This is a genomic window from Qipengyuania sp. (genome assembly GCF_042095715.1).
Classification (GTDB): domain Bacteria; phylum Pseudomonadota; class Alphaproteobacteria; order Sphingomonadales; family Sphingomonadaceae; genus Qipengyuania.
Genome location: NZ_JBELMO010000032.1, coordinates 1 through 20166, shown reverse-complemented (window position 1 = coordinate 20166; position 20166 = coordinate 1). Strand labels below are relative to the sequence as shown.

The 20166-nt window shown below is 63.6% G+C and carries 22 protein-coding genes; 10 read left to right on the top strand and 12 right to left on the bottom strand.

What is annotated here, in order from left to right:
* Positions 1–20: 20 nt before the first annotated feature.
* From acnA to ACFDTG_RS09170, 3 genes are all read left to right on the top strand, one after another.
* Entirely contained in the window at positions 21–2693 is a 2673-nt protein-coding gene (acnA, locus tag ACFDTG_RS09180) for an aconitate hydratase AcnA (protein ID WP_375290731.1), read from the top strand.
* 77 nt (positions 2694–2770) lie between these two features.
* Positions 2771–3400, top strand: a complete 630-nt coding sequence (locus ACFDTG_RS09175; RefSeq protein WP_375290730.1) for a prolyl hydroxylase family protein — start codon at positions 2771–2773, stop codon at positions 3398–3400.
* 149 nt (positions 3401–3549) lie between these two features.
* On the top strand, positions 3550–4767 hold the full coding sequence (locus ACFDTG_RS09170) for an NF038122 family metalloprotease (RefSeq protein ID WP_375290729.1): 1218 nt from the start codon (positions 3550–3552) through the stop codon (positions 4765–4767).
* A gap of 95 nt (positions 4768–4862) precedes the next feature.
* On the opposite strand, the gene ruvB is transcribed toward ACFDTG_RS09170, so the two are convergent.
* The 7 genes from ruvB to mutM form a co-directional block, all read right to left on the bottom strand.
* Complete coding sequence (gene ruvB, locus ACFDTG_RS09165) at positions 4863–5891, bottom strand: Holliday junction branch migration DNA helicase RuvB (protein WP_375290728.1); 1029 nt, start codon at positions 5889–5891, stop codon at positions 4863–4865.
* Positions 5888–6196, bottom strand: coding sequence for an antibiotic biosynthesis monooxygenase family protein (locus tag ACFDTG_RS09160; RefSeq protein ID WP_375290727.1), 309 nt, complete (start codon positions 6194–6196; stop codon positions 5888–5890). The genes ruvB and ACFDTG_RS09160 overlap by 4 nt, the downstream gene beginning before the upstream one ends.
* Before the next feature lie 72 nt (positions 6197–6268).
* Positions 6269–6673 carry a hypothetical protein gene (locus ACFDTG_RS09155; RefSeq protein WP_375290726.1) on the bottom strand — a complete coding sequence of 135 codons (405 nt, stop codon included), beginning with the start codon at positions 6671–6673 and terminating at the stop codon, positions 6269–6271.
* Positions 6670–7269, bottom strand: coding sequence for a Holliday junction branch migration protein RuvA (gene ruvA, locus ACFDTG_RS09150; RefSeq protein WP_375290725.1), 600 nt, complete (start codon positions 7267–7269; stop codon positions 6670–6672). Before ruvA ends, ACFDTG_RS09155 begins: the two co-directional genes overlap by 4 nt.
* A 66-nt stretch (positions 7270–7335) precedes the next feature.
* Positions 7336–8802 (bottom strand): chromosomal replication initiator protein DnaA, encoded by a 1467-nt coding sequence (gene dnaA, locus ACFDTG_RS09145; protein WP_375290724.1) that lies wholly within the window; start codon positions 8800–8802, stop codon positions 7336–7338.
* Between the two features lie 449 nt (positions 8803–9251).
* A complete protein-coding gene (rpsT, locus tag ACFDTG_RS09140) occupies positions 9252–9512 on the bottom strand; it encodes a 30S ribosomal protein S20 (RefSeq protein WP_375290723.1) in 261 nt (86 codons plus the stop codon).
* A gap of 189 nt (positions 9513–9701) precedes the next feature.
* Positions 9702–10517, bottom strand: coding sequence for a bifunctional DNA-formamidopyrimidine glycosylase/DNA-(apurinic or apyrimidinic site) lyase (gene mutM / locus ACFDTG_RS09135; protein WP_375290722.1), 816 nt, complete (start codon positions 10515–10517; stop codon positions 9702–9704).
* A gap of 115 nt (positions 10518–10632) precedes the next feature.
* Here mutM and ACFDTG_RS09130 point away from each other — a divergent pair, with 115 nt between their 5' ends.
* Both ACFDTG_RS09130 and ubiB read left to right on the top strand, forming a co-directional pair.
* A complete protein-coding gene (locus tag ACFDTG_RS09130; RefSeq protein ID WP_375290721.1) occupies positions 10633–11364 on the top strand; it encodes a class I SAM-dependent methyltransferase in 732 nt (243 codons plus the stop codon).
* A gap of 2 nt (positions 11365–11366) precedes the next feature.
* A complete protein-coding gene (gene ubiB / locus ACFDTG_RS09125) occupies positions 11367–12923 on the top strand; it encodes a 2-polyprenylphenol 6-hydroxylase (protein WP_375290720.1) in 1557 nt (518 codons plus the stop codon).
* On the opposite strand, the gene ACFDTG_RS09120 is transcribed toward ubiB, so the two are convergent.
* A complete protein-coding gene (locus ACFDTG_RS09120; RefSeq protein ID WP_375290719.1) occupies positions 12920–13312 on the bottom strand; it encodes a hypothetical protein in 393 nt (130 codons plus the stop codon). The genes ubiB and ACFDTG_RS09120 overlap by 4 nt on opposite strands.
* A 117-nt stretch (positions 13313–13429) precedes the next feature.
* Between ACFDTG_RS09120 and ACFDTG_RS09115 the strand changes: the two genes are divergently transcribed.
* On the top strand, positions 13430–15265 hold the full coding sequence (locus tag ACFDTG_RS09115) for a bifunctional phosphopantothenoylcysteine decarboxylase/phosphopantothenate synthase (RefSeq protein WP_375290718.1): 1836 nt from the start codon (positions 13430–13432) through the stop codon (positions 15263–15265).
* Positions 15258–15719: a dUTP diphosphatase gene (gene dut / locus ACFDTG_RS09110; RefSeq protein WP_375290717.1), complete on the top strand. Its 462-nt coding sequence runs from the start codon at positions 15258–15260 to the stop codon at positions 15717–15719. The genes ACFDTG_RS09115 and dut overlap by 8 nt, the downstream gene beginning before the upstream one ends.
* A gap of 21 nt (positions 15720–15740) precedes the next feature.
* Here the strand turns inward: dut and ACFDTG_RS09105 are convergent, their stop codons facing one another.
* Complete coding sequence (locus ACFDTG_RS09105; protein ID WP_375290716.1) at positions 15741–16349, bottom strand: hypothetical protein; 609 nt, start codon at positions 16347–16349, stop codon at positions 15741–15743.
* A gap of 123 nt (positions 16350–16472) precedes the next feature.
* On the opposite strand from ACFDTG_RS09105, the gene ACFDTG_RS09100 reads away from it, so the two are divergent.
* Positions 16473–16955, top strand: coding sequence for a transcriptional regulator (locus ACFDTG_RS09100; RefSeq protein ID WP_375290715.1), 483 nt, complete (start codon positions 16473–16475; stop codon positions 16953–16955).
* Positions 16955–17518 carry a hypothetical protein gene (locus tag ACFDTG_RS09095; RefSeq protein ID WP_375290714.1) on the top strand — a complete coding sequence of 188 codons (564 nt, stop codon included), beginning with the start codon at positions 16955–16957 and terminating at the stop codon, positions 17516–17518. Before ACFDTG_RS09100 ends, ACFDTG_RS09095 begins: the two co-directional genes overlap by 1 nt.
* 53 nt (positions 17519–17571) lie before the next feature.
* On the opposite strand, the gene ACFDTG_RS09090 is transcribed toward ACFDTG_RS09095, so the two are convergent.
* The 3 genes from ACFDTG_RS09090 to ACFDTG_RS09080 all read right to left on the bottom strand — a co-directional run bounded on the left by ACFDTG_RS09090 (position 17572) and on the right by ACFDTG_RS09080 (position 19657).
* Positions 17572–18237 (bottom strand): DUF4136 domain-containing protein, encoded by a 666-nt coding sequence (locus ACFDTG_RS09090; RefSeq protein WP_375290713.1) that lies wholly within the window; start codon positions 18235–18237, stop codon positions 17572–17574.
* Positions 18238–18415: 178 nt separating this feature from the next.
* The gene (locus ACFDTG_RS09085; RefSeq protein ID WP_375290712.1) at positions 18416–19135 is read right to left on the bottom strand and encodes a glycoside hydrolase family 25 protein; all 720 of its coding nucleotides are present in this window, start codon (positions 19133–19135) and stop codon (positions 18416–18418) included.
* A 3-nt stretch (positions 19136–19138) separates the two neighbouring features.
* On the bottom strand, positions 19139–19657 hold the full coding sequence (locus ACFDTG_RS09080) for a UPF0262 family protein (RefSeq protein ID WP_375290711.1): 519 nt from the start codon (positions 19655–19657) through the stop codon (positions 19139–19141).
* Between the two features lie 149 nt (positions 19658–19806).
* Here ACFDTG_RS09080 and ACFDTG_RS09075 point away from each other — a divergent pair.
* Positions 19807–20166: DnaB-like helicase N-terminal domain-containing protein (locus tag ACFDTG_RS09075; protein ID WP_375290710.1), on the top strand; the 360-nt coding region annotated here is incomplete at its 3' end.

Here is a 20166-nt window from a genome sequence, read left to right as displayed (position 1 = left end):
AAGAAAGGACAGGCTCCCGCATGACCGAGGTCGGCAAGGACACGCTCAACACCCGCTCTACACTTTCCGTAAACGGAAAGGATTACGCCTATTATTCCTTCGCCAAAGCGGCGGAGAAAATCGGTGACGTGTCCAGGTTGCCGTTCAGCCTCAAGGCTTTGCTGGAGAACATGCTCCGCTTCGAAGACGGCGGTTTCACGGTTGGCGAAGAGCACATCCGCGCTATCGCCGACTGGCAGAAGAACCCCAAGACCGGTCGCGAAGTCCAGTATCGTCCAGCGCGCGTCCTGCTGCAGGACTTCACCGGCGTGCCCTGTGTTGTCGATCTGGCCGCCATGCGCGACGGCATCAGCGCGCTGGGCGGCGATACCGCCAAGATCAACCCGCAGGTGCCGGTCAATCTCGTCATCGACCATTCCGTTATGGTAGACGAGTTCGGACACCCCAAGGCGTTTCAGCACAATGTCGAAATGGAATACCAGCGCAACGCCGAACGCTATGACTTCCTCAAGTGGGGCTCCAAAAGCTTCAAGAACTTCTCCGCCGTGCCCCCGGGCACAGGCATCTGCCACCAGGTGAATCTCGAGCACATCGCGCGCTGCGTGTGGTCGAGCGAGGACCCCAAGGGCAATCTCATAGCCTATCCCGACACCTGCGTGGGCACCGATAGCCACACGACCATGGTGAATGGCCTTGGCGTCCTCGGCTGGGGTGTCGGCGGGATCGAAGCCGAAGCCGCGATGCTGGGCCAGCCGGTCTCCATGCTCATCCCGGAAGTTGTCGGCTTCAAGCTGACGGGCAAGATGGCGGAAGGGATCACCGCCACCGATCTGGTGCTGACCTGCGTGCAGATGCTGCGCGAAGTCGGCGTGGTCGGGCGTTTCGTCGAGTTCTATGGGCCCGGCGTTTCCAACCTCAGTCTCGCCGACCGCGCGACGATCGCCAACATGGCGCCTGAATACGGCGCGACGTGCGGTCTGTTCGGCATCGACGACAAGACGATAGAGTATCTGCGCCTGACAGGCCGCTCTGACGATCAGATTGCCTTGGTCGAAGCCTATTGCAAGGAGCAGGGCCTGTGGTTCGAGGCGGAGCACGAGCCGATCTTCACCAAGACCCTCGAACTCGACATGGGCGAGGTTGTACCCAGCCTTGCCGGGCCCAAGCGACCGCAGGACAAGGTGGCGCTGCCCGAGGTTGACGAGTTGTTTAATTCGCAGCTGAGGGATCTTTACAAGAAGAGCGCGCCCGTGCGGATCGATATCGAGGAAAGCGGCCATGACGTCGGCGATGGTGACGTCGTCATTGCCGCCATCACGAGTTGCACCAACACCAGCAATCCCGATGTGATGCTTGCCGCCGGCCTGGTCGCCAAGAAGGCGCACGAGAAGGGCCTGAAGCCCAAGCCTTGGGTAAAAACCAGCCTTGCCCCCGGATCGCAGGTGGTAACCGACTATCTGGTCAAAGCGGGCCTGCAGGACCACCTCAACGCAATCGGTTTCGACCTTGTCGGTTATGGGTGCACCACCTGTATCGGCAATTCCGGTCCGCTTGCCCCGCCGATCTCGAAAGCGATCAATGGCAACGACATCGTCGCCGCCAGCGTCCTTTCCGGCAACCGCAATTTCGAAGGCCGCGTCAGCCCCGATGTACGCGCCAACTTCCTCGCTTCACCGCCGCTGGTCGTGGCCTACGCGCTCAAGGGCACGGTGACCGAAGACATTACCGAGACGCCGATCGGCCAGGATCAGGACGGCGCTGACGTCTTCCTCAAGGATATCTGGCCCTCCAACGATGAGATTGCCGCCGTACGGATGGGCGCCGTGGATCGCTCCATGTTCGAAAAGCGCTATGCCGATGTCTACAAGGGCGACGAGCATTGGCAGGCCATCAGCGTCACCCCGTCGGACACGTATCAGTGGCGGTCGGGCAGTACCTATGTCGCCAATCCGCCCTATTTCGAAGGCATGGGCATGACTCCCGATCCGGTCCGGGACATCGTTGAAGCGAAGCCGCTACTCGTCCTGGGGGACAGCGTTACCACCGACCACATCAGTCCTGCCGGCTCGATCAAGGCGGACAGCCCGGCCGGAAAGTGGCTGCAGGAACGCCAGGTCAGCCCTCAGGACTTCAACTCCTATGGCAGCCGTCGCGGTCAGCACGAGGTGATGATGCGCGGCACATTCGCAAACATCCGCATCCGCAACGAAATGGTGCCCGGAACGGAAGGTGGCTGGTCGAGCTACAAGGGCGAGACGATGCCGGTGTACGATGCCGCCATGAAGCACAAGGAAGACGGAACACCGCTGGTTGTCGTCGCAGGTAAGGAATACGGCACCGGATCGAGCCGCGACTGGGCGGCGAAGGGCACGATCCTGCTTGGGGTTCGCGCGGTGATCGTCGAAAGCTTCGAACGTATCCACCGTTCCAATCTCGTGGGCATGGGCGTGCTGCCGCTGCAGTTCAAGGAAGGCGAAAGCCGGCAGACCTTGGGCCTGACCGGTGAGGATACCTTCACCATCCACGGACTGGCGGATCTGTCGCCAAGTCAGGACGTCACCGTGGAGGTCACCCGCGCGGATGGAAGCACGACCAGTTTCACCGCCCTTTGCCGTATCGATACCGCCAACGAGATGGAGTACTATCGCAACGGCGGCATCCTGCAGTACGTGCTGCGAAAGCTGGCAGCCTGAATCTTCTGTCGCGCCTCTTCGGAGGGCGTCAGGACCCGCAAGCCGACCCCGCCGCACTGGCGCGGGTCGGCCAGAAGGTGCGTGAGAAGCTGGCGCAGGACGAGAGGGTGCAGGCCCTTGGCGGGGATAAGGCCGATATCTACACCGTCCCCGCTTTTCTTACTCGCCAGCAATGCGCGAAGCTCGTCACCACGATTGAAGCGAGGCTTGGCCCCTCCACCCTGTTCCATGACAGCAGCGGTTCGATGGGGCGCACCAGTTCAACGCATTTCTTCGCGGCAGGCGAACCTCAGACCGAAAAATTGCGCGGCAAGATTTGTGCCTTGTTGGGATTGGACGCGGCGCACGCCGAGCCGACCCAGGGCCAGCGTTATCTGCCGGGTCAGGAATACCGGCACCACTTCGATTTCTTTCGAGAGAAGCGCGAGCACTGGCAAACCGAGCGGCTCAGAGGTGGGCAGCGCACCTGGACCGCAATGGTATATCTCGACGCGGTCGAATCGGGGGGTGCCACGGACTTCCCACGCCTCGAACACGCGGTCCAGCCGGAGCCCGGTATGCTGATTTGCTGGGACAACATGGATCGCCAAGGCAAGCCCAACGTAAATCTATCGCACGCAGGTCTGCCGGTTGAAGCTGGTGAGAAACATGTCGTAACGCAGTGGTTTAGGCTGAATCCTTGGCGACAATCGGCGAAACAATCTTAGGTCGGTGGGTAAGCTTTTCAAAAAGTTCCCGACCTTCCCATTTTGGGGCAGATTATGTCCACGCAGCGCTTGCAACTTGGTTAACTTTCGTTAGGGTTTGGGTATCCGGCTCATTGTCGGATGGGGAACCTACAAGGAAGGGTCTATTTATGTCGAAACTACGCAGCGCCGCCCTGGCGGCGAGTGCGCTGGCGGCTGTGTCCGCCGCAACACCCGCAAGCGCTACGACGATCGTTCTGAACGGTCTGGAGAATATCCGTAGCTACGAAGCCCAAATCGGATATCAGATCGCTGCGGCGTACTGGGAAAACATGCTCACCAACGATGCGACCGTGGTCTTCGATGTGGCATTTTCCGAACTGGACGATGGCATCCTCGGCTCCACCGGAAGTGCACGTCTCGATGTGGCTACTTCCACCGTGTATGCGGCGATGGCCGCGACCGGAAATAGCGCGCTGGACGCTTCTGCGCTGGCATCTTTGAGCGCGGAGATCGCGGCCGGAGGCGGTACCGGTGTGAACATGCGCTTGTCCCGCCTCGATGATACGTCGGTAACGTACTTCGATACGACGCATGGGCCGGGTTCCAACAACGACACGACCTATGCCAACACCTCAGTGTTGAAGGCGATCGGTCTCCTCGATGATCTGGAGTCGGATGCTTCGATTACCTTTAGTTCACGGTATGCCTTCGATTTCGATCCCTCTGACGGTATTACTGCCGGGTTCCAGGACTTCATCGGGGTTGCGATCCACGAAATGGGCCACGGACTCGGCTTCGTGTCGGCGCCGGACTTCTACGATGTCTACGGTTGCCCCAACGGCCCTGCTTGCGGACTCTACACCGATGAAGAATTCCAGAATATCGGTGGCCTCAACAGCACGCTCGACTTCTTCCGCTACAACAGCAGCGGCGAGCTTGACTGGTCGGTCGGGTCGGACAGCTATTTCTCCATCGACGGCGGTCTGACCCAGTACAACGGCGACTCGGGCTTCTCGTCTGGCCGTTACAACGGCGATGGCTGGCAGGCTTCGCACTGGGAAGCGCCCCGCGTTAACCCGGGCGTCGATGACCGGTTTACGTGCAACAAGACCAACCGCCTCGGGATCATGAATCCGTACCTGTGTGGTGGACAAACGGGTGATGTGACGAACAACGACATCGCCGCATTCGATGCGATGGGCTGGAACACCCGTATCGATGCCCTGACCGATCGGGGTTACTACCAGAGCTCTGGCGATATCTATAATCAGTTCATCGGTGGCTTCGTGCCAGAACCGTCAACGTGGGCGCTGCTCATCCTCGGCTTCGGAACGGTCGGCGGTGCGATGCGTCGGAAGGCGCGCGCGCAGGTCAGCTTCGCCTGATTGCAGCAATCTTGAGATTGAGGGGGCGGCCGGAAACGGTCGCCCCTTTTTTAAGTGGCATCCGCGCGCCCACTCGGGTCAGAAAACGCGTTCGCCTATTTGCCGTTTTCGAACAGGCCGCCCTGCTGGCCTGAAGGCGGGTCGAGACCCAAATGGCTCCAGCCGCCTTCGTTGAGACACCGCCCGCGGGCCGTTCGGGCGATCAGGCCGAGCTGAATCAAATAAGGCTCGATCACCTCCTCCACCGTGTCGCGCGGTTCACTCAATCCCGCAGCCAGTGTTTCCACCCCGACCGGCCCACCGCGATAGATATCGGCAATCATCGTGAGATAGCGCCTGTCCATCGCATCCAGCCCGAGAGAATCGACTTCCAAACGGGTGAGCGCCTTGTCCGCCAGATCGCGGTCGATCATGTCATCGCCAGCGAAATGGGCGAAGTCACGGACTCGGCGGAGCAATCGGCCGGCCACGCGCGGAGTCCCGCGGCTTCGGCGCGCGATCTCTCGCGCGCCAGCTTCGTCGACACCTATGCCCAGGAGGCCCGCCCCGCGCGTCACCACACGCAGCAGCTCGTCGACAGTATAGAAGTTGAGGCGGATCGGGATGCCGAAACGATCGCGCAGCGGCGTCGTCAGCAATCCTTGCCGGGTTGTTGCGCCAATCAAGGTAAACGGCGGGAGATCGATGCGAACCGACCTTGCGGAAGGACCTTCGCCGATAATGAGATCGAGCGCACGATCCTCCATCGCCGGATAGAGAACCTCTTCCACCACGGGATTGAGCCGGTGGATCTCGTCGATGAACAGCACATCGTGAGGTTCGAGATTGGTGAGCAGAGCGGCAAGATCGCCGGCCTTTGCGATTACCGGCCCGCTGGTTGCGCGAAAACCGACGCCGAGCTCCTTTGCGACGATCTGCGCCAGGGTGGTTTTCCCCAGGCCGGGAGGCCCGAAGAACAGCACATGGTCCATCGCCTCGCCACGCGACTTTGCCGCCGCGATGAACACGCGCAGGTTCTCGCGCGCGCCCTGCTGTCCGACGAACTCCGCCAGCGATCTCGGGCGCAGCGCCGCATCGGGATCACCGTCAATACGTTCCGCCGACAGGAGCGGCTCTTCGCTCAAACCTCCACCTCATCGAACAGGCCAATGTACGTTTCCCGATGGCTCAGATCGCCGACTTTCTCGTCGAGTGCCTCGTACTTCTGCGCGAAGGTGCGCTTGAATGCGGCGTAGGCTTCGCGTGAGGCCCAACGGTCGATTGTCTGATAGACGCCAGGTCGCTCCTTCGCCCGAAGCAGGCGCGTCTCGAGAAAGCCCTCGCTCTCCGCGAACAACCGCGCCCATGGCCCCCCAGGTGCATAAGCGCGCTCGAAAGCCTCCCGGTTCGCGTCCTCGATGGCGAACTCCCAGATGACGTTACAACTCATCGTCTTATGGCTCCCGATCGAATGGGAGGGCAGCGAAAACAGCCACCGTGGTGGCGCAAAGGAAGGGTGGCATCATGGCGTTCCCTTACTCCGCCGGGCGGGCTTTGCATAATAGTCCGCGATCTTGGCGACGATGAAGGCCAGGCTCACCGCCGCGGCTTGGTAGAACGGCACGAACAGAAGCACGAGCGCGCTCTGGGCATCGGGCTCGGCCGCGAACATCGTGCGCCATTGCAGGTAAAAGCCGTAAACGGCGATGGCCGCCACGGTGACGCAAAACAGATGATAGACATGGCTCTTTAGCCAGCGCGCCAGCCACAGCCCCACGACCACCGGGGAAGCAACGACCAGGAAAAAGACCAGGCCCCCTATCCACCAGGCCGGATCCTGCGGTTCGCCCGCACGCAGTACAAGCGCCAAGCCAGCGAGCGTGTATAGCGCCGCGCAACTGCGGCGAATTGCGGAGCGCCCGGTCACGCCGCCGCCCTCTTGAGGGCCACCCTTATCAACTCCCCCTCTCCAGCGCCCTCGCCCAGTTCACCCACCGCCTCGGCCACGGCGCGACTGGCGACGGCAGGTTTGAAACCGAGATTTTCCAGTGCGCTCACCGCATCGGCACTGGCCCTTCCCGCGGGCGCAGACACCGCACCGGACGCGCCGCCATTCGGGATGGTCCCGGCCTTGTCCTTCAGTTCGTTGACGATACGCCCGGCGAGCTTCGGCCCGACCCCCTGCGCGCGGGCTACGCTGGCAGCATCGCCGCGGGAGCATGCAGTGGCGACATCATGCGGGGAGAGCGCCGAGAGAATCGCCAGTGCCACTTTGCTGCCAACGCCCTGAACCCCTGTCAGCAGACGAAACCAGTCGCGCTCTGCGGCCTCGGCAAAGCCCAACAGGCGCATGTCGTTCTCCGACACCTGGAGATGGGTGAAGAGGGTACAGGCCGCTCCCTTCTCTCCCAGCGCAGCGAGCGTCTTGGCGCTGCAATGGACGAGATATCCGACGCCAGACACGTCGATTATCGCCCAATCGGCGCCGGTATCGTCGAGGATCCCCTTGAGCTTCGCAATCACCAGCCTGTCCTGCCCCTGTCCACACCATTTGAACAGGGGGAGAACATGGTTTTGCTCAGGGTGTTTTCAGCTTTCGAGCTGGCGCAGCAGGCTGCGCACATCGCCATCCATATCGGCGTCGCGCTGGCGCAGGTCCTCGATCAGGCGAACCGCATGGATAACGGTCGAATGATCGCGCCCTCCGAACTTGCGGCCGATTTCAGGATAGCTGCGCGGCGTCAGAACCTTTGCAAGGTACATCGCAACCTGGCGTGGGCGGACGACCGCGCGGGCTCTGCGCTTGCTGCTCATCTCGCTGCGGTCGATACGATAGAACTGGCAGACCGTGCGCTGGATTTCATCGATGGTGATCCGGCGGCGGTTGGCAGAAAGGATATCGGTGAGCTGCTCCTCTGCGAGTTGCAGCGATACTTCCTGCCCGGTGAGCTGGGCGTAAGCGATAAGCTTGTTCAGGCCGCCAACCAGCTCGCGCACGTTCCGCGTCACGGTGCGAGCGAGAAAATCGATGACATCTGCGGGTACTTCGAGAGGGGCGAAGCGCGTAAGCTTGGCCTCAAGGATCTGGCGACGCAATTCGATGTCGGCAGCTGCGATGTCGGCCACGAGGCCCATCGAAAGGCGGCTCAGCAGACGCGGTTCGACCCCGTCGAGCGCCTGTGGGGCGCGGTCGGCCGCGAAGACGAGGCGCTTGCCTTCAGCCAGCAGTGCGTCGATCGTGTATAGGAGTTCCTCCTGTGCGCTTTCCTTGCCGATGATGAACTGGATGTCGTCCACCAGCAGCAGGTCGAAGCTGCGGAGCCGAGCCTTGAATTCCAGCGTCTGCCTGGTTTTCAGCGCCTGCACGAACTCCACCATGAAGCGCTCCGCGCTGCAGTAGAATATGCGCGCACGCGGGTGTGCGAGCAGGAAAGCGTGGCCGATGGCGTGAAGCAGGTGCGTTTTGCCCTGCCCGGTTGCCGCCTTCAGATAGAGCGGCGCGAACTGGGGCTTTTCGGTGGCGGCCATGCGCTGGGCGGCATTGGCGGCCAGCACATTGGCCTCGCCCGTGACAAAGGCGGCAAAGGTCAGTGACGGGTCCAGTCCGACCGAACTTGTAAAACCGGAGTCACCGATCGTGTCGGCAGCGATTGCCATCATGGAATTGTCCGCACCGTCGTTGGCCGGGCGGCGGCCTTCGGCGTGCAGGCGAATATCGGCAACCTGACGGCGTCCGGGCAGTACGCTGATCTTGATGTGGCGTACGTCGGCGGACGCGATCTTCCAGGCGAGGCTCAACCGGTCATGAAACCGGTCCCTCACCCAGTTCGCGGAGAACTCTGTCGGGAGATAGAGGTCGAGAGTACCAGTTTCATGGCAAAGTGCACCCAGCTGGATCGGCTTGATCCACTGGCTGTGCAATTGATGTCCAAGATCTTTTCGCAGTCCTTGACTGATGTCGGCCCAATCGGCCGCCAGGTTCACGCTCTCCGCATCTTCCATCAAATCGTCCTGCATCTTGCGCTCTGCCCGCGCAGTTTCGAAAGTCTTAGCCATCGGAAACGAACCACCCCCGTTGACCAAATCGTGCGATCCGGCCTGCTGCCATTGTGAAGTCCAGACATAGCGATGCCGCCACCGGGAATCGCCATCCCGGCGCCTGATCTTCATCTTCCAGTTTGTTGGTGCTCAGGCTGTCCCGCCCCGAGCGGTTTGGTGGTGATAAGTCGGGTTTCGGGTGATTCACAAGGGGGCACTGGCGAAATATTTTAGAAATATAATATTGACACTGCGGTAACCCGCAGCCCCCCGTTCAAGCCTCTGAAAACGGGGATTTTATGGCCATTTCAGCCCCTCCGCGTCGGCCTTTTGACAGGCGAATCGGCAGAACTGCGTGCTTCTCTGCCCGGCAACATTACAGGCCTGTTTCACCGATGTTGCAGACAAGCGAAGGGGCCCTCGCGCCCATGCGCGAAGGCCCCTCAGAAGCTTACGCTTGGAAAGGGTTAGAGAGCCGAGACGCGCTTGGACAGGCGGCTCATCTTGCGGGCCGCGGTGTTCTTGTGCAGCACACCGCGCGCTACGCCCCGCGCCAGTTCCGGCTGAGCGCCATTGAGGGCGGCCTTGGCCGCATCCTTGTCGCCGCTTTCGATCGCGCTCTCGACCTTCTTGAGAAAGGTGCGGATGCGGCTCATGCGCGCGCCGTTGACTTCGGCGCGGGTAGCGTTGCGACGGATGCGCTTGCGGGCTTGGGGCGTATTGGCCATCTGTGTACGTCTCGTTCCTGGTGTCTCATACCGGCAACGCGCCCAAGGGCCGTCCCGGTAACCGAATCTCATGCGAAAAGCGGCGCAAGAGGCGCCGGAAGGCGGCGCACATAGGGGGCAATCGGCGAATCGTCAATCTCTGTTTGAAGATCCGAAATGCGAAACTGACGCCTGGGCGCCGAGTTTGGACTATTTCTGGCAGAGCGGACAGAACCATGTGCTGCGACCACCTTGCACGATGCGGCGAATGCTCCCGCCATCATCGCGCCGGCATGGCTCACCTTCGCGGCCATAGACATCGAAGCGCGCCCCGAAATAGCCCAGCTCTCCATCGGGTTGGGCGAAATCCCGCAGGGTGGAGCCACCCTCGGCGATGGATTGCTCCAGAACCGCGCGGATCGCCGGAACGAGGCGCTCGAGCTGCGGGCCCGTGACACGGCCGCCCGCTTTGCGCGGATCGATCCCGGCCCGCCACAGCGCTTCGCAGACATAGATGTTGCCCAGGCCCGCTACCACGCGCTGATCGAGCAGCATCAGCTTGATCGCCGGTTTCCGGCCGCGCGTAGCCGCACGCAGGCCCTCTTTGCTCAGCCCCGGCCCCAGCGGCTCGGGCCCGAGCGCAGCGAACGGCGGCCAGTGTTCGAGCGTTTCTTCCGCAACGAGATCAACCGACCCGAAACGACGCGCATCGTTCAGCGCCAGCTTGTGACGATCGGTTTCGATGACAAGATGATCATGCTTGCCGATCTCGTCGGGATCGATCCGCCAGCGCCCGCTCATCCCAAGATGGAAGACCAGCACATGATCCCGGTCGGTATGGATGAGGCCATATTTGGCGCGCCGCGAGAGATGGGTCACGCGTGCTCCGGTCATCACCTGCACGAGTTCGGGCGGAAAAGGGCGGCGCATGTCGGGGCGGCGGAGGGCCACGCGTTCAATCCCCTGGCCTTCAAGAATGCGCGCCAGTCCGCGCACGGTGGTTTCGACCTCTGGAAGTTCGGGCATGACTGCGCCCTAACACCCTTTGCCCGTCCCGCAATTGCCGCGCCATCGCCCGTCCCGCCAATTCTCGGCGAAAACCGGTTCCCACTTTCCTGATCGATGCTCTAAGGCGGGTGTCATGAGTGATACGGTTTCCTTCGGTTATGAAGAGGTCGCGCCCGAGGAGAAGACCCGGCGCGTGGGCGCGGTGTTTTCCAGCGTGGCGGGCAAATACGATCTGATGAACGATGCGATGTCGGCGGGCATGCACCGGCTATGGAAGGATCGCTTCGTTGCGCGGGTGAAGCCGCAACCAGGCGAAGCGGTTTTGGATATGGCCGGCGGCACAGGGGACATCGCCTTCCGCATGGCCGAGCGCGGTGCCGAGATCACCGTCGCCGATATCAATCAGGACATGCTGGACGTGGGCGTGGAGCGCGCGCTGGAACGCGGCCTCACCGGGCTTTCTTGGTCCTGTCAGAACGCGGAGGTGCTGAGCTACCCATCACGCCAGTTCGACGCCTATACCATCGCATTCGGCATCCGGAACGTGACTCACATCGACAAGGCTCTGTCGGAGGCTTATCGCGTTCTGAAATTCGGCGGACGGTTCTTCTGCCTCGAATTCTCGACCGTCGAATGGCCGGGTTTCGACAAGGCTTACGACCTTTACTCCGAACATCTGGTGCCCAGGATGGGCCAGGCGATCGCAGGCGATGCCGACAGCTACCGCTATCTGGTCGAGTCGATCCGGCGTTTCCCGCCGATGCCCCGGTTCGAACAGATGATCCAGAACGCCGGCTTCATCCAGACGCGGGTCGAACCGATCCTTGGCGGGCTGGTGGCGATCCATTCAGGGTGGAAAGCCTAGCAGTGGCACGCCCCTCCACGCATGTCTGGCGCCTCGGCAAATGGGCGCGCACCGCCGCGCGGCACGGCGCGTTGCGAGGCATCCAGAACGATCCCAACACGCCCGTACCGGTAAAGAGGCTGATCGGGCTGTTCTCGATCGGCACGGTGAAGCGGCGCGAGGCCGACTATGCCGGCGCCTTCCGCGCGATCGGCCCCGCGGCCATCAAACTGGGTCAGTCGCTCGCCACCCGGCCGGATATCGTGGGCGAGGATGCGGCGCGAAACCTGCTGACCCTGCAGGACAACTTGCCCCCTGTCGCATTCGAAGCGATCCGCGAAAGCATCGAGAGCAGCTTTGGGCAACCGCTCGAGGCACTCTATGCCAGCTTCGATCCCGAGCCGGTCGGCGCCGCCTCCATTGCGCAGGTTCACAAGGCGACCACCACCGACGGGCGAATCGTTGCGGTCAAGGTGCTTCGCCCCGGTGTACGCGAACGCTTTGCCCGCGACATCGGGACATACGAATGGGCTGCCGCGCACCTGGAAGCGTTCGGGGGCGAGGCGGCGCGGCTGCGTCCACGCCTTACGATTGCCAATTTCAAGCGCTGGACCAACCGCGAACTGGACCTGAGGCGCGAAGCGGCCAGCGCGAGCGAGCTGGCCGAGGCCATGGTGGGGACACCCGGATACAGCGTCCCCGCCATCGACTGGGAGCGCACCAATGGCCGCGTACTGACGCTGGAATGGGTCGAGGGCGTGAAGATCGCAGATCTCGACGGGTTGCGCGCTGCCGGGCACGATCTGCCCGATCTCGCGCGGCGTCTGGTGCTCGCCTTCCTCAAGCAGGCCATCAGCGCGGGGTTCTTTCACGCCGACATGCATCAGGGAAACCTGTTCGTGCAGGCGGATGGCACCATCGTGGCGATCGATTTCGGGATCATGGGCCGCATCGACCGACGGGCGCGCCAGTGGCTGGCCGAGATCCTCTATGGCCTTATCACCGGCAATTACCGCCGTGTGGCGGAGATCCATTTCGAGGCGCAATATGTACCGGCGCACCACTCGGTGGATGAATTCGCCACCGCATTGAGAGCGGTGGGGGAGCCGATGCGCGGGCGGCCTGTCAGCGAGCTTTCGGTGGGCCAGATGCTTGACGGCCTATTCGCGATTACCCGCGATTTCGACATGCAGACGCAGCCACATCTGCTGCTGTTGCAGAAGACCATGGTCATGGTGGAAGGCATTGCCACCAGCCTCGACCCCGAGATCAACATGTGGGATTCGGCCGCACCCTTCGTGCACGAATGGATACGTGACGAGTTGGGGCCCGAGGCGGCGCTGGCGGAGCGCATCCGGTCCGATACCGAGACACTGCTGCGCATTCCCGCGCTGGTGCGCCGCCTGGAAGAGCAATATCCGCCGCGAGGAGGCGCGCCCGATCCGCCGCCGCTTCCACGCGTCCCGCTCGTCTGGGAAGAAGGTGGAGGCCTCGGCGTCCTGCGCTTCGCGGGATACACCATTGCCGTTGCCGTGGGCGCCGCGGCGGTTGGCGCGGCCCGCTGGTTTGGGTTGATCTAGCGAGCCGGACTGCCGCGCCAGTTCCACTTTCCGATCGCCGAGGCCAGCACCACCACGTGCAAAGTCTCGACCGCCATCGGTTGCCACCATCCCGGGTAAGGCCCCACGATCATCAGGTTGAGAGCGCGGCCGGTGAGCGCCACGAGGAAAAGGGCGAGCGGCGCCACCAGCATGTCGCCGCGCACCTTCCATGCGCCTGCCGCCATGAAGCCGGCTGCGACCAGGAAGAAGGCGGTGAAGTCCGCTCGCAGGCTGGAAAGGCCCATGGCGCCGTCTGCGCCGACTCCGAATCCGATGGCGGAACCTGCTGGATCGGATAGGAAACCAAATCCTAACGCCCCATCCAGTATGACCCCCACAGCGATCAGTATGCGCAATATCGTCGTCATCGGAACCCTCCCCTGATCCGGGGAGGGATAGGCGATGGGCGCCCATAGGCAAAGCCCGCCTCTGTTCGGGTGCTGGTCAAGCGTGCGAGGGGGCGCTAGCAGCGCAAGGATGAGGCGATGGGTTTCAATGTACCGGTTCGCGCCGGAGACGGATCGGCAAGGGCGGGCAGGCCGATGAACGGCCGTGGACCGCGCATTCTGCTGATCGTTGGCGGCGGCATCGCGGCCTACAAGTCGTGCGAGCTGGTCAGGATGATCCGCAAGGCAGGCGGCGATGTGACCTGCGTGGTGACCGAGGGGGGGCAGCAGTTCGTCACCCCGATGTCGCTTGCCGCGCTGTCCGGCAACAAGGTCTACACCAGCCTGTTCGATCTCAAGGACGAGGTCGAGATGGGTCATATCCAGCTCTCGCGCGATGCCGATCTGGTTGTGGTGTGCCCTGCGACCGCCGACCTGCTGGCCAAGATGGCGGCGGGCATTGCCGACGATCTCGCCACCACGCTGATCCTGGCTACCGACAAGCCGGTGCTGACCGTGCCTGCAATGAACGTGCGGATGTGGGAGCATTCCGCCACCCAGCGCAATGCCGAATGGCTGCGCCAAGCGGGCGTGACGGTGATGCAGCCCGACGAGGGCGACATGGCTTGCGGTGAATGGGGCCCGGGCCGCTTGCCGGAGCCTGTCGCTATCCTTGCCGCGATCGCCGGGGAACTGTCGCTCGACATCGCACTGCCTGACGAGTCGCCAGTGGACCTGCCCGCGCTTGATGCGCCGACGAGCCGCGGGCCGGAACGGACAATTGCACGCGCAGCGGCAGACGAGCTGGCGCGCGAGGCGCTGGAGCCCGAGGACCAGCCCGAAGAGGACGGCGAGCAGGGAAGTGGGTCGGGAGCTGGCCGCCTTTCCAATCTCCTTTCCGGCATCATCCCCCGCTCCACCGCGAGACGCAGCCACGAGCAGATCGATGCCGAGCTCGACGAGTTGCCCGACGTCGATCCGATAGATGCCCAAGGCTTTCTGCAAGGGTCGCCGCTGGATCATGCGCCTCCCATCCCGCCCGCGGGAGGGCCGCTGCTCGCCAAGAAGGGCAAGGCGAGTTCCGCGCCGCCCACCGATCCCGCCGCCATCAACCACGAGGTCGCCCGGATGAACCCTGGTGCCGCGCCCGAGCCGATGAGAGACCCCGCGTCGGGCCTCGGGGGTATCGCCGCGCCTGGCGTGGCTAGCGATCCGCTGGCCGGTCAGCCCGAGTTCGATCCCGATCCCGCCCACCGCCCGCTGCATGGCCGGCACATACTGGTCACCGCCGGGCCGACCTGGGAGCCGATCGATCCGGTGCGCTATATCGCCAACCGCTCCAGCGGTAAGCAGGGCTTCGCCATTGCCTCCATGGCAGCGGCGGCGGGGGCACGGGTAACGCTGGTGGCGGGACCGGTGAGCCTGCCCACCCCGCTCGGCGTCGACCGCGTCGATGTAGAGAGCGCCGACGAGATGGCGGAGGCCGTTCGCCGCGCGCTACCTGCCGATGCCGCCTTCATGGTGGCGGCTGTGGCGGACTGGAAGAGCCGCAGCGTTTCGGTCGAGAAGATGAAGAAGCGCGGCTCCGCCCCGCCGGCGCTGATCCTGACCGAGAACCCCGATATCCTCGCCACGTTGGCCGCAGCCCGCAAGCGGCCGCGCTTGCTGATCGGTTTCGCCGCGGAGACGGAGAACGTGGTCGACAACGCCAAGTCGAAGCGCAAGCGCAAGGGCGCCGACTGGATCGTGGCCAACGACGTCGCGCGTGACGAGCAGGGCGGCAGCGTGATGGGCGGCGACTCGAATGAGGTGCACATCGTGACGTCCGCAGGTGTCGAGAGCCTGCCCAGGATGGACAAGACCGAAGTCGCGTGCGAGCTCGTGCGGCGTGCCGCCGAGGCACTGGCCGGGCAGGCGGCGGACGCCGATGACTGACCGCGTGGCCGTTGCCGTGAAGCGCCTGCCGCATGGCGAAGGCCTGGCGCTACCCGTCTATGCGAGCGAAGGCGCCGCCGGAATGGACGTGGTCAGTGCGGAGGATGTCACCATCGCGCCCGGCGCCCGCCACGCGGTGGCGACCGGGCTGGCTCTGGCGATACCTGCGGGGTACGAGATGCAGGTGCGGCCGCGGTCGGGCCTCGCGCTCAAATACGGGATCAGCGTACCCAATGCGCCTGGTACGATCGATTCGGATTATCGTGGCGAGTTGAAGATCATCCTCATCAATCACGGGTCCCAGGGCTTCGCGATCGCGCGGGGGGACCGGGTGGCGCAGCTGGTCCTCGCCCCTGTCGTACAGGCCGCGTGGGACGAGGTGGCCGAGCTTGACGACACCGCCCGCGGCGCCGGTGGTTTCGGTTCGACGGGCGGCCACGCGAAGCTTGGCTAAGAGCTGAGGTTTACTCGGACTTTATATCTCTCCGCCCTCCCCAGCGCGATCTTTCGAGCAAATTCTCACGTTATCGTGCGCAGTCTTGGCCGATCCACTGAAGCAGGCCGCGGCACCCCCCCAGAGCACGGCGAAGAAGGCCAGCACCCCCCATTCGACCTGATGGCCAGGCATGGTCCAGAGCGCAGCCGCGATCCCAACTACGAATTGGCTGACCGATAGGGCCGCCATCACCCAAACCATCGGCCGCGCCCGGAACCACGTTACGAAACCTGCGATCACGGCTCCGCACACCAAAGCGATGAAGGCGAGATTCGTCGCTTCATCCTCGCTCCCCAATATTCCCACCGCGCCATTGATCCAGACTGTCAGAAAGCCGGTTAGCGCCGCGATGGCAATTCCCAGCCTGTGCGGTGCGTTACGGCCGACACACATGGCTACCTCGAACCCAGCGACGAGCGCCGCGAGCAAGACACCGCCGAAAACGAAGTCGCTCGCTGTCCAATTGACCTCCCTCGTATAGCGCATCGCCACCGCCGGGATCAGCAGCAGCGCGGCGGCGGCGCCCCATAGGGCTATACGCCAGCCGTTGAGATTGCGTTTTTTCGATGAGGAAGAGGATCGGGACATGCGTTATACTCCTTGTCGCGGTGTCCCGACTCCTGCAGCCGCTCCGGCCGGAAGGCATGAGCAATTCCTGAGCAATCGCTGAAACCCTTCCCACCGCCCGGTTCGCTCGCCTAGATCGCGGCCATGCCGGATAATACGGACATCCTCGCCTTTGAGAGCTTCGCGCTGGATCGCGCAAATCGGAGACTGACGCGGGATGGTGAGCCGGTGGAACTCGGCAGCCGCTATCTCGACGCGCTGCTGCTTCTGCTGGCGGAACCTGGCGCGCTGGTCACCAAAGAGCGCTTCATGAAAGACGTATGGCGCGGCATCCCCGTGACCGACGAAGCGCTGACCCAGTGCATCCGCACGCTGCGCCGCGCACTGGGCGAACGCGCGGGAGAAGCGCGCTTTATCGAGACGGTGCCCAAGCACGGCTATCGCTTCGTGGCGGATGTGGTGCGCCCGATTGCCTGTGTCCCGGGCGATTACCTCGTCGGCTTCAGTTCTGCCCCACAGGGCGGCCGTATCGCCGGGGCGGCAACCATCGGCGGCGGGCTCGCGGGCGCTCTGGGGGACTATTCTACGGCGCCCTGGCTACCTCCGGCGGCTCGTCGATCCCGGTGATGATCGCGCTGGTCGCGGCGCTCGGCGTGCTGGGCGGAGCAGGCGTGGGTCTTGGCATGGGCGCCGCCTTTGCCTGGCGTGGATCATCCATCGGGGCGCTCCCCGCCGGAGGGGCGATTGGCGGCTTGGTCGTCGGGGCGATCGGATCGATAATTGGAGCAGATGGGATTGCGGCGTTAACGGGGGCCAATGTGCCGCGTATCACCGGCATGTTCGAAGGCCTCCTGCTCGGGCTGGCCGCAGGGGTCGGCGCCATCGTGGCAGTCAAAAGGCCAGGACGGGCGGGGTCGGCATCGGCGCTGGCCGCCGGAGCTGGCGCGCTGTCTGGCACCTTCATCGCGCTTGCAGGCGGCACGCTGCTGGGGGGCAGTCTCTACACGCTCGACGGGCAGTTTCCCGCATCGGAACTTGCCATGGACCGTGTGGGGGCCTTTTTCGCGGAGCCGGACTTCGGGTCGCTCTCGCAGGGGATCACGGCAGCACTCGAAGGCGCGACTTTTGCCGCCTGTATTGCCGCCGCGCTGTCGTTGGCACGCATCGGGCCTGTCGATAGCCCCCCCTGACGAAAAAGGGCGAGCCCGCAGGCCCGCCCTTCATTCGTTTCACTTCCGCCCGATTAGCGTGCGGCGGTTTTTTCCGGCGCGACCGAAATGCGCGTCGTCTGTCCGGACTGGCCCGGGAAGTCGGTGAACATCGCATCGACCAGATTGGGCACCAGATATTGCAGGCGGTTGGAGGTCGAAAGCGCCTGTGCGGTGCCTTCGAACAAACGTTCACCGTCTGCCGCGCGGTCGATCTTCATCTCGATTTCGCTGGTGAACACGGTGTAGCTCTGGATTCCGCGCTCGAAGAATGGATCGTAAAAGCCGAAGGCCCACGGCCCCCCGCGGTAGAAACCTCCACGATAGCGGCCATAGCCGTACCATGGATCGTAGAACGGATCGTAAAAGCCGGTCGAGCGGACCCGCTCACGTCCATTGTCCACTCCGTAATCGAAGCGGACGAGCAGATTGGCCTGTTCGGGCGAGGCAGCCTGGGTGTAACCGAGCTGCCGCATTTCTTCCGCCACATAGCGGGCGTACTGGCTGAATTCGAGCCCGCCCGCGAGCGAGGGATCCTCGGCCACCACGGCGAATGTCACGCCCTGCGGCGCGGGTAGCTGCGTCTGGAAGCGTGTGACGTCGGCGTTGAACGGGCTTGCACAGGCCGCCAGTCCTGCCAGCAGGGCAGCAGTAGAGGCAATTTTCAGGCGGCGCCCCCAATCCGCGATACGGATAGTCATGGTGTGTCCTTTCACTCGGGGCTCGCCCGATGCCCTTGGCATCCTCAAGTCCGGACCCCTAACGCCACGCAGATACGGCGTTGAGCCTCGTCTTATAAACCAAACGGCTGAACGCGGTTTGAATATCTTAAATGTCATATGTTGCACGGTGGTTCCCGCGAGCCATGTGCGCAGGTGATCAGGGCCGCGCAACTACCCAGCGCAGAGGTGTCTCGGCGGCGTCGGTCACGAGGTGGGTATTGGCCGTCCACAGCGTCCAGGGCCGGCCAGCATAGGTCGGCTCCACGTTCTGACGGGTCAACCACAGCTTGCGTTCGATCCGGGCACCGACGCGATAGCGCTCCTCGAACTCGGCGCTCGGGGCCAGGATAACGGGCTTGCCCGCATGTGCCTCGATCTGGTTGACCAGAACCATCAGCTCGCTCTGGATCGCAGCCTCGCTTACCGGCTCCGGACAGAATTCGGTGTCGCCTTCCAGCAGGATGGCCGGTGGCAGCAGATCCGCCTCGCGCGGGACCACGGTCACGAAATTGGCCCCTTGCGTATCTGCCGGCGTACAAGGGTCAAAGACATGCACGGCGCCGACCGCGAGTCCGGCGCGGCGCGCCGCGGCAAGATTGGCGAGGAACGCCCGGTCGAGCCCGGCGCTGCCACGGCTCGCCTCTAGATAAACGAAGCTGGCACCCAGCCCCTTGAGCACGGGAAAGCGAACCGAACCGTCCGCCTCGTCGATATAAGCGCCCTGGTCGGGCCAGCGTTCTTCGGCAGGACGCCAGTGCTGCCCATGCCACCACCACCAGCCCGCGGCCAGCGCGACCAACAGCAGCAGCGCGGTCGCCAGCGGCAGCCGCCAGCGTTTCCTCGCGCCCTTGCGCCGCCGTTTGCGTGCCCTAGCCATGGCTCAGCCCTTGATATGAAGCACGCAGATCAGCGTGAACAGCCGCCGCGCAGTGGCGAAATCGGTTTCCACCTTGCCTTCCAGCCGCTCCACCAGGGTTTCGGCGGCACGGTTGTGAATCGCCCGGCGTGCCATGTCGATGGTCTCGATCTCGGCCGGCGTGGCCTTGCGAATCGCCTGATAATAGCTGTCGCAGATCGCGAAATAGTCCTTGATCGCCCGCCGGAACCGGGCGAGGCCCAACACCAGCTCCTCCAACAGCGTCTCATCGGTATCGGCGATGGTCAGCACCAGCCTGCCGTCGGTCACCGACAGGTGCAGGCGATAGGGCCCGGTTGCTCCGCGTTCGGCCGAGCGGACCGGGCGGAAGGTGTTTTCCTCGATCAGATCGTAGATCGCGATTCGCCGCTCCTGCTCGATATCCGCGTTGCGCCACAGGATCGTCGCCTCGTCGAGCTCAATGTGCTCGATGCGATGGTCGCCTTCGCTTGGCGCGCGTGGGGTGGGGGCGGATTCGCTCATGCCGGTCTGCCGCCTTCGCAGATGCGAAGGGGGCGCGGCAAGAGGGTTGCGCACCCGCCGCGATCGATCCACGCTTTCCACAGGCAGGGCGTTGCACATTTCCGGCAAGGCCGCTTGTCGCTGAGCGTCGGCTCGCCCATGATGAGACGATGCCCGCTACCGATCTTCTCGACCGCCCCCTGGGGGGGGCCTCCTCCGATGCGCCCCAGGACAATCCCGGCCGCCAGCTTCCCTCCAACCTGGAGGCGGAGGCCGCTTTTCTAGGCGCGGTGCTGATCGACAACAAGGTGCTGGAAGAGCTGCCGTTTCCGCTCTCTCCCGACCATTTCTTCGAACCGGTGCATCAGCGGATCTACGCCCGGATCCTGACGCTGGCGGATCGCAACGCGGTGGCCACGCCGGTCACCCTCAAGCCCTATTTCGATGCGGACGAAGGGCTGAAGGATCTGGGCGGTACAACCTATCTGGCGCAGCTTACTGCCGACGGTCAGGGGCTGCTCGCGACACGC

Bases quoted from the DNA above. Each gene is read 5' to 3' on its own strand.
- ACFDTG_RS09115 (WP_375290718.1), top strand. From the start codon at position 13,430: ATGGGTTTCAATGTACCGGTTCGCGCCGGAGACGGATCGGCAAGGGCG.
- ACFDTG_RS09120 (WP_375290719.1), bottom strand. From the start codon at position 13,312: ATGACGACGATATTGCGCATACTGATCGCTGTGGGGGTCATACTGGAT.
- ACFDTG_RS09100 (WP_375290715.1), top strand. From the start codon at position 16,473: ATGCCGGATAATACGGACATCCTCGCCTTTGAGAGCTTCGCGCTGGAT.
- dut (WP_375290717.1), top strand. From the start codon at position 15,258: ATGACTGACCGCGTGGCCGTTGCCGTGAAGCGCCTGCCGCATGGCGAA.
- ACFDTG_RS09170 (WP_375290729.1), top strand. From the start codon at position 3,550: ATGTCGAAACTACGCAGCGCCGCCCTGGCGGCGAGTGCGCTGGCGGCT.
- ACFDTG_RS09080 (WP_375290711.1), bottom strand. From the start codon at position 19,657: ATGAGCGAATCCGCCCCCACCCCACGCGCGCCAAGCGAAGGCGACCAT.
- rpsT (WP_375290723.1), bottom strand. From the start codon at position 9,512: ATGGCCAATACGCCCCAAGCCCGCAAGCGCATCCGTCGCAACGCTACC.
- ACFDTG_RS09085 (WP_375290712.1), bottom strand. From the start codon at position 19,135: ATGGCTAGGGCACGCAAACGGCGGCGCAAGGGCGCGAGGAAACGCTGG.
- dnaA (WP_375290724.1), bottom strand. From the start codon at position 8,802: ATGGCTAAGACTTTCGAAACTGCGCGGGCAGAGCGCAAGATGCAGGAC.
- mutM (WP_375290722.1), bottom strand. From the start codon at position 10,517: ATGCCCGAACTTCCAGAGGTCGAAACCACCGTGCGCGGACTGGCGCGC.
- acnA (WP_375290731.1), top strand. From the start codon at position 21: ATGACCGAGGTCGGCAAGGACACGCTCAACACCCGCTCTACACTTTCC.
- ACFDTG_RS09130 (WP_375290721.1), top strand. From the start codon at position 10,633: ATGAGTGATACGGTTTCCTTCGGTTATGAAGAGGTCGCGCCCGAGGAG.
- ACFDTG_RS09090 (WP_375290713.1), bottom strand. From the start codon at position 18,237: ATGACTATCCGTATCGCGGATTGGGGGCGCCGCCTGAAAATTGCCTCT.
- ACFDTG_RS09105 (WP_375290716.1), bottom strand. From the start codon at position 16,349: ATGTCCCGATCCTCTTCCTCATCGAAAAAACGCAATCTCAACGGCTGG.
- ACFDTG_RS09095 (WP_375290714.1), top strand. From the start codon at position 16,955: ATGATCGCGCTGGTCGCGGCGCTCGGCGTGCTGGGCGGAGCAGGCGTG.
- ACFDTG_RS09160 (WP_375290727.1), bottom strand. From the start codon at position 6,196: ATGAGTTGTAACGTCATCTGGGAGTTCGCCATCGAGGACGCGAACCGG.